This is a genomic window from Vibrio rumoiensis 1S-45, from assembly GCF_000286955.2.
Taxonomy (GTDB): Bacteria; Pseudomonadota; Gammaproteobacteria; order Enterobacterales; family Vibrionaceae; genus Vibrio; species Vibrio rumoiensis_A.
Map to the genome: position 1 here is coordinate 19607 of NZ_AJYK02000052.1, position 11527 is coordinate 31133.

Below are 11527 nucleotides of genomic sequence, written 5' to 3' on the forward strand. Positions count from 1 at the left end.
TTGATTCACTAATGAAAAAAATCTTTACCCTGTTTGCTGCTTTGTTATTAAGCTTTGCAGCCCAAGCTGAGCGTTTCCCTGAAGGCGATTACTACAAAGTAGTCGACTTACCTCATTCATCAAGCCCAACAGTAACCGAGTTCTTCTCTTTTTATTGCCCACACTGTAATGACTTCGAACCTATGATTGGCGCATTGAAAAAACACCTTGATGGCAAAGCCGATTTTGAAAAAGTGCCCGTTTCTTTCATGGGTGGCAACATGGGTCAACCAATGAGCAAAGCTTACGCGACAATGGTGTCATTAAATGTAGATGACAAATTAGTACCTGTGCTATTTAACCGCATTCACGCACAACGCAATCCACCTAAAGATGAAGCTGAACTACGCCAAATTTTCTTAGACAACGGCGTGTCTGCTGCTGACTTTGATGGCACTTACAACAGCTTCGCGGTTGATTCTATGGTTCGTCGTTTTGATAAATCATTTAAAGATAGCGGCTTATCAGGCGTTCCAACGGTTGTGGTTAATAACAAATACATTGTTAACTCAAGCAAAATCAAAGATCTTAATGAATACTTTGATCTGATTGATTCTTTATTAAAGAAATAATAAACGCCCGTCAAATAGTTAATTTCAACTTTAAATAAGAATGGGAAGAGACAGTCGCTTCCCATTTTTTATAGATAGCAACAGCACACTACACCGCTTGGGCCGTAAGTTGTTTGAGCAATCTATCCATATTGCGATACCCTAACGCTTCCGCTAAATGCGCTTTACTAATGCATTCCGATTGAGCTAAATCAGCTATCGTGCGTGCCACTTTCAAGATCCGATGATAAGCCCGAACCGATAACCCTAATTGATGCAAAGCATGCTCTAAAAACTCCGCATCGGCTTTTTCTAAACGGCAGAAGGTTTCTATTTCTCGGCTAGAGAGCAAGGCATTAACCTTTCCATTTCGAGTGAGCATTAATTGCCTTGCTTGTAGCACTCGTTGTTTAACTGCTTCTGTGGTTTCTCCTCTGTCTCCACCTTGTGAAAGCGTGCCTTTGGGCAGTGATGGGATTTCTATCGACATATCAAAACGATCAAGCAGCGGCCCAGATAGACGGCTTAAATAACGTAAAATAATTTGTGGATTAGTCCGCGTTTGTGAGCCTTCATAATAACCTGTGGGGCTTGGGTTTAACGCCCCAACCAACTGAAATCGTGCCGGAAAGCGCGTTTTCCCAGCCGCGCGAGAAATAATAATCTCACCCGATTCAAGCGGCTCACGCAGTGAATCCAACACCTTTCGATCAAACTCTGGCATTTCATCTAAAAAAAGTAGGCCATTGTGCGCTAGCGAGATTTCTCCCGGACGAGGAATAGAACCACCGCCAACTAACGCCGCCATCGAGCTTGAATGATGAGGTGAACGAAAAGGGCGAGCCTTCCAGTTGTGATGATTAATTTCAATGTCAGTGAGAGACGCCACCGAAGCACTTTCTAACGCCTCATCATCACTCATTTCAGGCAGTAAATCGCACAAACGCGACGCTAACATGGTTTTTCCGGTTCCCGGTGGCCCTAAGAATAATAAGTTGTGAGACCCTGCTGCGGCTATTTCTAATGCTCGCTTTCCTTGTTGCTGACCAATAATGTCTTGTAAGTCCCGTTCATTGGGTTTGGCTTGCGGTGGGTTCGATGAGGTAAATAAGCTCATGGTTTGCTGACCACATAAATCTGCGCACACCTCCAATAATGTCGCAGCAGATTTATGCGTTCCTTGCCCAACTAAAGCCGCTTGGTCGCCATTGTCATTCGGCACCACTAAGCGACGATCTTGTTTCATACACGCCAATGCCGCAGGAAGCACCCCTTTCACTCGGCGCAATTCTCCTGATAACGCTAACTCACCAACAAACTCATGGCCTTCTAATTTGTTAACCGCAATTTGTTGAGAGGCCGCCAAAATCCCCAACGCAATCGGCAAATCAAATCGCCCGCCTTCTTTGGGTAAATCCGCTGGGGCTAAATTGACCGTGATACGTTTTGCCGGAAATTCAAAGTTCGAATTTAAAATGGCACTGCGCACGCGATCTTTTGATTCTTTAACCGTAGTTTCCGGCAGTCCAACCAAAGAAAAACCCGGCATGCCATTGCTAATATGCACTTCAACCGTCACTTCTGGCGCTTCCACCCCAACACACGCTCGGCTGTGTATAATTGCCAATTCCATTTATTCACCTATTGATTGATTCGCCATAATTGGCTGTTTTCTCTCTGTATACCTTTATATACAAGCTTTGAACTGAGTCGGATGGTGAAAAAAGTGTGAGTTTTTGCTTGTAATATAATCAAATTATGTGATACCACTAGAAGAACAAATTATTGTTACTGATTCAGACGGAATTGAAATGAATCCAATCGCTCGTATTCACACTCTGATTATTCTCATTAACGTGGTCATTATTCGGTCCGCGCGGGGTGTAGTGAGCGACAAGTAACAACCAACACTATCTAGCCCCCGCACTCAAGTCCGGGGGTTTTTTATTATCTTTTTTATACAAAAGTACATGAGCCAATAAAAATAATAACAAGCGAATGTCAGCCACGAGAGCAGGACAAGGATATGCCAATGAGCAATTCTCAAATGGAAGAATGTCGACAACACAACACAACACGCAATGAAATGCAGGAGTGCAACCAATGAATGGATCAGAACTGGTTGTAAGTGCATTACAACAAGAAGGGATAAAAACTGTATTTGGCTACCCGGGCGGTGCCATCATGCCAATTTACGATGCTTTGTATGACGGTGGAGTTGAACACATCCTATGCCGTCATGAGCAAGGCGCGGTCATGGCCGCAATTGGTATGGCACGTTCCACTCAAGAAGTGGCCGTTTGTATGGCCACATCAGGCCCAGGTGCAACCAACTTAGTGACCGGTCTTGCCGATGCATTGATGGATTCCATTCCAATTGTTGCGATTACCGGTCAAGTAGCCAGTACTCACATTGGTACCGATGCTTTCCAAGAAATGGATGTGATCGGTATGTCGCTATCTTGTTGTAAACATAGCTATCTAGTAACCGATGTCAAAGATCTTGCCCCGACATTGGCAGAAGCGTTTGAATTGGCTAAATCAGGTCGACCGGGCCCAGTATTAGTCGATATTGCCAAAGATGTTCAACTTGCCGAAGCACCCGTTAAAATCTTACCTGAATTCACGCCACCTGCGATTCCTGTTGCCAGTAAAAATTCCATCGAACAAGCGCAACAAGTCCTAGCCAAAAGCCGTAAACCTGTTTTGTATGTTGGTGGTGGGGTTCAACTGGCTAAAGCAACGCAAACCGTACGTGAGTTTCTAAAGTTAAACCCAATGCCAGCGGTGAGCACTTTGAAAGGCTTAGGTTCTATTGAGCGTCATTACCCTCATTATCTAGGCATGTTAGGCATGCACGGTACCAAGGCCGCTAACTTAGTGGTGCAAGATGCCGATTTACTGATTGTCGTGGGTGCGCGTTTTGATGACCGAGTCACCGGCAAACTAGATACCTTTGCGCCACACGCCAAAGTGATTCACTTAGATATCGATGCCGCTGAATTTAACAAGCTGCGTCATGCGCATGCTCCGTTACGTGGTGATTTGAATCTTCTATTACCTCAACTTGAATTAAGTACGGATATTTCAGAATGGATCGAACATTGCGATCGTCTTCGTACCAAATTCAAATGGCGTTATAACCACCCGGGCGATTTGATCTACGCACCAAAACTGTTAAAGCAATTAAGCGATATGATGCCGGATAGCGCCATCGTTTCAACCGACGTTGGCCAACATCAAATGTGGGCGGCGCAACACATTCAACCACGTGCCCCTGAAAATTACATCACTTCAGCTGGCCTTGGTACCATGGGCTTTGGTTTACCCGCGGCCATGGGTGCAAAAGTCGCGCGCCCAGATGATGAATCAATCCTGATCACCGGTGATGGTTCATTTATGATGAATATCCAAGAGCTGGGAACGTTAAAACGTCGCAAAATCCCAGTAAAAATGGTGCTACTGAACAACCAACGTTTAGGCATGGTTCGCCAATGGCAATCCTTGTTCTTTGATGGTCGCCACAGTGAGACCATTTTAGACGATAACCCAGATTTCATCATGTTGGCGCAAGCATTCGACATTCCGGGAAAAACCATTACTCGTAAAGAAGAAGTCGAGCCGGCATTAAAAGAAATGTTGGCCAGTGAAACCCCATACCTATTACACGTGCTTATTTCTGAAGAAGAAAATGTTTGGCCATTAGTGCCACCGGGCGCTGCAAACCAAGACATGTTGGAGAACACCTAATGGACAGATATCAACTCAACATTAAAGCCGATGATAAACCGGTATTACTTGAACGTGTATTGCGGGTTATCCGTCATCGTGGCTTTACTATTCGACAAGTGATCGCTACCGTAAACCATGAAAGTGATATCGCCACAGTGGAAATCATTGTCGATAGCGCAAGACCTATCAGTATTTTGATCAATCAAATTGAAAAGCTTTGGGATATTCGCACAGTAGAAACCCAACTGTTGCAAACACACCTCTCAGAAGAATAACGCGGATTTAAAAAGGAAGACAAAATGGCGACCAGCACGGCAGATTTTATTTGGTTTAATGGAAAGATGGTTCCTTGGGCAGAAGCTAATGTCCACGTATTAACGCATGCAATGCACTACGGAACCTCTGTTTTTGAAGGCATTCGTTGCTATAACACGCCAAATGGTCCGATTGTGTTTCGCCATAAAGAGCACATGCAACGTTTGGAAGACTCCGCCAAAATTTACCGCTTCCCTATTCCTTATACTGTCGATGAAATGATGGAAGCCTGCCGTGAAACGCTACGCGCGAACAAGTTAGATTCCGCTTATATTCGCCCATTGGGTTTTGTGGGTAATGTGGGTTTGGGCGTGTGCCCACCGGTGGATTCACAAATGGAAGTGATCATTGCTGCTTTCCCTTGGGGCTCATACTTAGGTGAAGAAGCACTGGCAAATGGCGTAGATGCGATGATTTCAAGTTGGAATCGTGCCGCCCCAAACACCATACCAACAGCAGCCAAAGCTGGGGGTAACTACCTATCTTCATTATTAGTTGGCGGTGAAGCTCGTCGCCATGGTTATGATGAAGGGATTGCGCTTAGCGTAAGTGGTTATATTTCAGAAGGTGCTGGCGAAAATATTTTTGTTGTGAAAAACGGCGTAATTGTAACCCCACCCGCCACCAGCTCAATTTTACCGGGCATCACGCGCGATTCGATTGTGATCCTCGCCAAAGAGCTGGGTTATGAAATACAAGAAGCAAACATTGCACGTGAAGCTCTTTATCTTGCCGATGAAATTTTCATGACAGGCACAGCTGCTGAAATCGTACCGGTGCGCAGTGTTGATCAAATCACCGTTGGCTCTGGCAAACGTGGCCCGATCACTGAACATATTCAATCAACCTTCTTTGGCTTATTTAATGGTACCACTGAAGATAAGTGGGGCTGGCTTGATCCAGTCTACCCACAAAAGAAGTAAGATTTTAACTCAATATTATCGAATTTAAATATATCGCTCCCCCAACGTAATTGAAGTTGCCGCTAGGCGAATGAACGCAGTGAACAACGCTGTAGCTTCAAGAACGAAGGGGGGGACATTAAAAGGATTTCAAATTATGCCTATCTATCGCTCCGCTACTACAACTCATGGCCGCAATATGGCTGGTGCTCGTGCTTTATGGCGCGCCACTGGCGTGAAAGAAGAAGATTTCGGTAAACCAATCATTGCCGTTGTAAACTCATTCACTCAGTTTGTACCCGGTCATGTGCACTTAAAAGACATGGGGCAATTGGTGGCTGCTGAGATTGAAAAATCAGGCGGGATTGCCAAAGAATTCAACACCATTGCGGTAGATGATGGCATTGCGATGGGTCACGGCGGCATGTTGTACTCATTGCCTTCTCGTGAATTGATTGCCGATTCAGTTGAATACATGGTGAATGCACACTGCGCCGATGCCATGGTGTGTATTTCTAACTGTGACAAAATCACTCCGGGAATGTTAATGGCATCACTACGCCTAAACATCCCAGTCATCTTTGTTTCAGGTGGTCCAATGGAAGCGGGTAAAACTAAGCTTTCTGATCAACTGATCAAACTGGATTTAGTCGATGCGATGATCCAAGGTGCCGACCCAAAAGTTTCTGATGCGCAAAGTGAGCAAGTAGAGCGTTCAGCGTGTCCTACTTGTGGTTCATGTTCAGGCATGTTTACCGCCAACTCAATGAACTGTTTAACCGAAGCGCTGGGCCTTAGCCAGCCGGGTAATGGTTCAATGCTCGCCACTCACGCCGACCGTGAACAATTGTTCTTAAAAGCAGGTCAACGCATTGTTGAATTAACCAAGCGTTACTACCTTGAAGATGATGAGTCTGCCCTTCCACGTAATATCGCTTCACGCGATGCATTTGAAAATGCCATGGCACTTGATGTGGCGATGGGTGGTTCAACCAACACCGTATTGCATTTAATTGCAGCAGCGCAAGAAGGTGAAATTGACTTCACCATGGAAGACATCGATCGCATGTCTCGCTTGATCCCAAACATCTGTAAAGTGGCACCGTCTACCCCGAAATACCACATGGAAGATGTGCACCGTGCAGGTGGCGTGATGGCAATTTTAGGTGAGTTGGATAGAGCCGGTCTTATCAACAACCAAACCAATACGGTATTGGGCTTAACCATGTCTGAGCAACTGGCTCAATACGACATCATGCAAACTGAGTCAGAAGAGGTGAAAACCTTCTTCCGCGCTGGCCCTGCTGGTATCCGTACCACCAAAGCTTTCTCACAAGATTGCCGTTGGGACACGCTTGATGATGACCGTGAAAATGGTTGTGTCCGCACCAAAGAACATGCCTTTAGCCAAGATGGTGGTTTAGCGGTATTAAGCGGCAATATCGCACTGAATGGCTGTATTGTAAAAACCGCAGGTGTGGATGAGAACAGCCTACAATTCCAAGGCCCTGCTGTGGTATTTGAAAGCCAAGAAAGCGCCGTTGAAGGTATTTTAGGTGGTAAAGTGAAAGCGGGTGACGTAGTCGTTATTCGCTACGAAGGTCCAAAAGGTGGCCCGGGAATGCAAGAAATGCTGTACCCAACCACCTATTTAAAATCAATGGGCTTAGGGAAAGAGTGTGCACTGTTAACCGATGGTCGTTTCTCTGGTGGTACTTCAGGTCTTTCTATTGGACATGCTTCTCCAGAAGCGGCCGATGGCGGTACTATTGGTTTAGTTAACCAAGGCGATATCATTACTATCGATATTCCAAACCGTACCATTGAACTTGAAGTTAGCGAGCAAGAATTAGCAGAACGTCGCGCCAAACAAGATCAATTGGGTTGGAAACCTGCCAATCGTGAACGTGTGGTGTCTTATGCCCTTAAAGCTTACGCGATGCTTGCGACCAGCGCAGATAAAGGCGCAGTACGTGATAAATCTAAGCTAGAGGGATAATCCCTATGGCGGATGATAGACATACAGAAGATCTACCAAGAACCGGCGCAGAGTACCTGCGTCAGATCTTGCGCGCGCCGATCTATGAAGTCGCAGTGGTGACGCCTTTACAAGAAATGACCCGACTGTCTGAACGCTTAGGTAACCTTATTCAGCTTAAGCGTGAAGACCGCCAACCGGTGCACTCTTTTAAACTGCGTGGCGCTTATAACATGGTTGCCAGTTTAACCGAGCAGCAAAAACAAGCGGGTGTGATCACCGCCTCAGCCGGCAATCATGCTCAAGGGATTGCATTATCGGGTAAGCACTTGTCGATTCGCGCCATCATTGTAATGCCGAAAACCACTCCAGATATCAAAGTCAATGCGGTACGCGGTTATGGCGGTGAAGTGGTTTTACATGGCAGTAATTTTGATGAAGCCAAAGCCGAAGCCGAACGCCTCGCCGAAAAACATAGCTACACCTATGTACCTCCATTTGATCACCCATTGGTGATCGCCGGTCAAGGCACCATTGGTATGGAAATGCTGCAACAAAATGGTCACTTAGATTATATCTTTGTGCCTGTTGGCGGTGGTGGTTTAGCCGCAGGTGTGGCGGTACTGATCAAGCAATTGATGCCAGAAATCAAAGTGATTGCTGTCGAACCTGAAGATTCTGCCTGTTTGAAAGCGGCATTAGATGCCGGCAAACCAGTGCCACTGGATCGCGTGAGTATGTTTGCCGATGGCGTGGCAGTGAAAATCATTGGTAATGAAACCTTCCGTTTATGCCAAGAATACCTTGATGGCCACATTACGGTTTCAAGTGATGAAATTTGCGCAGCAGTCAAAGATATTTTTGAAGATACCCGAGCCATTGCCGAGCCTTCTGGCGCACTGGCATTAGCGGGTTTAAAAAAATATGCCGAGAAAAACAAACTGAAAGGCAAGCAACGGGTACGGTACTTTCTGGTGCAAATACCAACTTTCACGGTTTGCGTTATGTCTCAGAGCGTTGTGAATTAGGTGAAAAACGTGAAGGTTTACTCGCGGTGACCATTCCGGAAAGACAAGGGGCTTTCTTGGAATTCTGCCATATTATTGGCGGTCGTGCGGTCACCGAATTTAACTACCGTTATAACGATGACAAACAAGCCAACATTTTTGTCGGGGTGCGTTTGCAAGATGGTCAGCAAGAATTAGATCATATTGTCGAAGAATTGCGTCAAGCAGGCTACCCGGTAGCAGATTTATCTGATGATGAAATGGCAAAACTGCACATTCGCTATATGATTGGTGGTAAACCATTAAAGCCGCTTAGCGAACGCTTATACAGTTTTGAATTTCCAGAGTCGCCTGGTGCCCTGTTAAACTTTTTAACCACCTTAGGCACGCATTGGAACATCAGCCTGTTCAACTATCGCAACCACGGCGCTGATTATGGCCGAGTGTTATGTGGCTTTGAGCTTGAAGAAAGTGATTTGGAGCGTTTTTCTGCTCACTTGCAAGAGTTGGGTTATCAATATAAAGATGAAAACGACAGCCCGTCGTATAAGTTCTTTTTAAGTTAACGTTTATCGTTCACTTTCTTAATCTGAGCGCTTGCTGATTGTGACTTGAAAAAGAGTCATGTACAGCAAGCGCTTTTTTCTTTTTCGAGCAACGATAAACGTTCACATCTTCTCCGCGTATATTCTACTCCAACCAATCCTGATACATCTTCTCGCTATCTCCTAGGTATTCAATCAACCATTCCACTAGCTTATTACCATCATCTTTGCGCCACACTAAGCAACAAGCGCTCAACGGTTTATCACCACTGATTTGTGCTTCAATTAATATCCCTTGATCAATAAAGTGCTCTGCCATGTGGCGCGGCATATAGCCCATGCCCACTTTATTTTTCAGGCACTCAATGGCACTAAACCAATTTGGCAACAATAAACGACGCTGCTGAGCTGAGTGCCAAGTATGGCGTTTAGGTAAAATGGTCGACGTATCATCTAAACAAATCGCCGGTATCTTTGATAAGTCCTCATTGGTTAGTGTCGCTTTACCCGCCAAAGGATGATCCGCGGCCATAACATACACCCAATCAAGACTGCCCATGGATTTAACGCCGTAGTCGCCACTGACCGGAATCGCCGACGTCGCACCAATCACCACATCAGCACGACCTTCCGATATCGCTTCCCACGAACCATTAAAGACTTCCATATTGATCTGAAGTTCAGCAAAATCAAAGGTTTGGTAGAAATCTTCAATCAAAGGTTTTAGCTGCTCAAGCTTGACGATGTTATCTAAAGTCAGCTTAACGGTTTTATGGTAACCATTTTCTACCCGCTTGGTTTGCGCTTTGACTTCTTCCATATGGCGCAATAATTGGCGAGCTTCATTGATAAAATGCTGCCCCGCTTCGGTTAACTCTACTTTTCGAGCTAAACGATTAAATATTTTCACACCAAGCTCATCTTCAACCTGTCTAACCGCATAACTAATGGCAGATGGTACTTTATGAAGCTGCTCAGCTGCCGCAGTAAAACTGCCTAAACGAGCAATAGTATCGAGCATTTGTAATGATTGTTTCGAATACATAATTAGAGCGCCCCACTACCCATCAAAAAATTTGAATGCTAACTCAAAATTATAACGTTTAATTTTGTCACAAGGAAAATTTATAATGCTTCTATCGGTATGGATGCGCTTATTGCCATCAACCACAAAGAACATGAATGGCACCGTTATGAATATTGCAAAAACACAACTTTTTTACCTCGCAGCACTTTCGATGTTGGGCTTTGTTGCCACCGACATGTACTTACCTGCGTTTAAAGTCCTAGAAACTCATTTTTCAACCGGCCCAGAATCAATTGCCCTATCTTTATCCATCTTCTTAGCGGGTATGGCATCGGGTCAATTATTATGGGGTTTAGCCTCTGATAAATTTGGTCATCGTAATACGCTGGCAGCAGGTTTAGTGCTGTTCTCATTAGCCTCACTTGGTTTAGGTTTTAGCCAAGAAGTATGGCAACTATTAACCTTACGTTTTGTTCAAGCGATTGGCGTGTGTGCTCCTGCGGTGATTTGGCAAGCCATGGTGATTAAGCGTTATTCAAGCTCTGTCAGCCAGCAAGTGTTTGCCTCAATTATGCCGCTAGTGGCATTGTCGCCAGCAATTGCGCCACAACTGGGCGTGTTTTTAATGAGTCACTTTGGTTGGTCGAGTATTTTTATCTTCTTAACTGTCGTGGGCGCTGCGCTAACGTGGTTTACCCTTGCTCAACCGCAAGATGAAGCAGAAGAACCAAAACAGACTTCCATTAAGCAAGATATCAAAGCGTTATTCAGTTCTCGTGTGTACTTGGGCAATGTGATGATATTTGCTATGGCTTCGGCTTGTTTCTTTGCCTACTTGACGGGCATGCCAGAAATCATGACGTCTATGGGATATGATGCTAAAGACATTGGTTTAAGCTTTATCCCTCAAACCATTGCATTTATGGCTGGTGGTTATTTTGGTAAACGCTATGTGACAAAAATTGGCGATGCTAAAGTGTTAAAAGTTCTGCTGGCACTATTCGCGGTGTCTGCAACGATCATGTTTGTTGCTTCGCACATGGCACTTAGCACTATCTGGCCAGTATTGATTCCATTTTGCTTTATTGCAGTAGCCAATGGTGCGCTTTATCCAATCGTAGTCAATCGTGCATTATCGAGCTGCAAAAATAGCCCAGCCACAGCAGCCGGTCTACAAAATAGCTTACAGATCTGTGTGAGTGGTTTAGCCAGTGCCTTGGTCGCCACTTATGCTAGCCAAGCATTACCAACAACAGGCATCACAGCTGTATTATGTACGGCAGGGTTATTGGCCGGTTATTTCTTATCAACGTCTAAAAAAGCACTCACGGTCGACCTTGTTGAAGAAAGTTAATCGTTTAGATGTAAATCATAGTTAAAATAACAATAAGCATAAAAAATGCCGCAACTCTTAAAAAAGTTGCGGCATTT

At 45.0% G+C, this 11527-nt stretch carries 8 protein-coding genes and 1 pseudogene; 7 read left to right on the forward strand and 2 right to left on the reverse strand.

The features are described from left to right. Window positions 1-11: 11 nt before the first annotated feature. The gene (locus A1QC_RS06475; RefSeq protein WP_017024236.1) at window positions 12-611 is read left to right on the forward strand and encodes a thiol:disulfide interchange protein DsbA/DsbL; all 600 of its coding nucleotides are present in this window, start codon (window positions 12-14) and stop codon (window positions 609-611) included. A gap of 88 nt (window positions 612-699) precedes the next feature. Here the strand turns inward: A1QC_RS06475 and A1QC_RS06480 are convergent, their stop codons facing one another. Continuing rightward, complete coding sequence (locus tag A1QC_RS06480; RefSeq protein WP_017024237.1) at window positions 700-2223, reverse strand: YifB family Mg chelatase-like AAA ATPase; 1524 nt, start codon at window positions 2221-2223, stop codon at window positions 700-702. Between the two features lie 470 nt (window positions 2224-2693). Here A1QC_RS06480 and ilvG point away from each other — a divergent pair, with 470 nt between their 5' ends. The 5 genes and pseudogenes from ilvG to ilvA all read left to right on the forward strand — a co-directional run bounded on the left by ilvG (window position 2694) and on the right by ilvA (window position 9090). Beyond that, the gene (ilvG, locus tag A1QC_RS06485) at window positions 2694-4340 is read left to right on the forward strand and encodes an acetolactate synthase 2 catalytic subunit (protein WP_017024238.1); all 1647 of its coding nucleotides are present in this window, start codon (window positions 2694-2696) and stop codon (window positions 4338-4340) included. Beyond that, window positions 4340-4597 carry an acetolactate synthase 2 small subunit gene (gene ilvM / locus A1QC_RS06490; protein ID WP_017024239.1) on the forward strand — a complete coding sequence of 86 codons (258 nt, stop codon included), beginning with the start codon at window positions 4340-4342 and terminating at the stop codon, window positions 4595-4597. The genes ilvG and ilvM overlap by 1 nt, the downstream gene beginning before the upstream one ends. A 24-nt stretch (window positions 4598-4621) precedes the next feature. Next, a complete protein-coding gene (gene ilvE, locus A1QC_RS06495) occupies window positions 4622-5560 on the forward strand; it encodes a branched-chain-amino-acid transaminase (RefSeq protein WP_017024240.1) in 939 nt (312 codons plus the stop codon). Window positions 5561-5696: 136 nt separating this feature from the next. Continuing rightward, entirely contained in the window at window positions 5697-7538 is a 1842-nt protein-coding gene (ilvD, locus tag A1QC_RS06500; protein ID WP_017024241.1) for a dihydroxy-acid dehydratase, read from the forward strand. A gap of 5 nt (window positions 7539-7543) precedes the next feature. Further along, window positions 7544-9090 (forward strand): annotated as a pseudogene (gene ilvA / locus A1QC_RS06505) (threonine ammonia-lyase, biosynthetic). A gap of 124 nt (window positions 9091-9214) precedes the next feature. Here the strand turns inward: ilvA and punR are convergent. Then, window positions 9215-10114, reverse strand: coding sequence for a DNA-binding transcriptional activator PunR (punR, locus tag A1QC_RS06510; protein WP_017024242.1), 900 nt, complete (start codon window positions 10112-10114; stop codon window positions 9215-9217). 148 nt (window positions 10115-10262) lie between these two features. Between punR and punC the strand changes: the two genes are divergently transcribed. After that, on the forward strand, window positions 10263-11450 hold the full coding sequence (gene punC / locus A1QC_RS06515) for a purine nucleoside transporter PunC (RefSeq protein WP_026025710.1): 1188 nt from the start codon (window positions 10263-10265) through the stop codon (window positions 11448-11450). Window positions 11451-11527 lie beyond the last annotated feature (77 nt).

Excerpts from the sequence above, each read along its gene's own strand:
- A1QC_RS06475 (WP_017024236.1), top strand. The coding sequence starts at position 12 with ATGAAAAAAATCTTTACCCTGTTTGCTGCTTTGTTATTAAGCTTTGCA.
- A1QC_RS06480 (WP_017024237.1), bottom strand. The coding sequence starts at position 2,223 with ATGGAATTGGCAATTATACACAGCCGAGCGTGTGTTGGGGTGGAAGCG.
- ilvG (WP_017024238.1), top strand. The coding sequence starts at position 2,694 with ATGAATGGATCAGAACTGGTTGTAAGTGCATTACAACAAGAAGGGATA.
- ilvM (WP_017024239.1), top strand. The coding sequence starts at position 4,340 with ATGGACAGATATCAACTCAACATTAAAGCCGATGATAAACCGGTATTA.
- ilvE (WP_017024240.1), top strand. The coding sequence starts at position 4,622 with ATGGCGACCAGCACGGCAGATTTTATTTGGTTTAATGGAAAGATGGTT.
- ilvD (WP_017024241.1), top strand. The coding sequence starts at position 5,697 with ATGCCTATCTATCGCTCCGCTACTACAACTCATGGCCGCAATATGGCT.
- punR (WP_017024242.1), bottom strand. The coding sequence starts at position 10,114 with ATGTATTCGAAACAATCATTACAAATGCTCGATACTATTGCTCGTTTA.
- punC (WP_026025710.1), top strand. The coding sequence starts at position 10,263 with ATGAATATTGCAAAAACACAACTTTTTTACCTCGCAGCACTTTCGATG.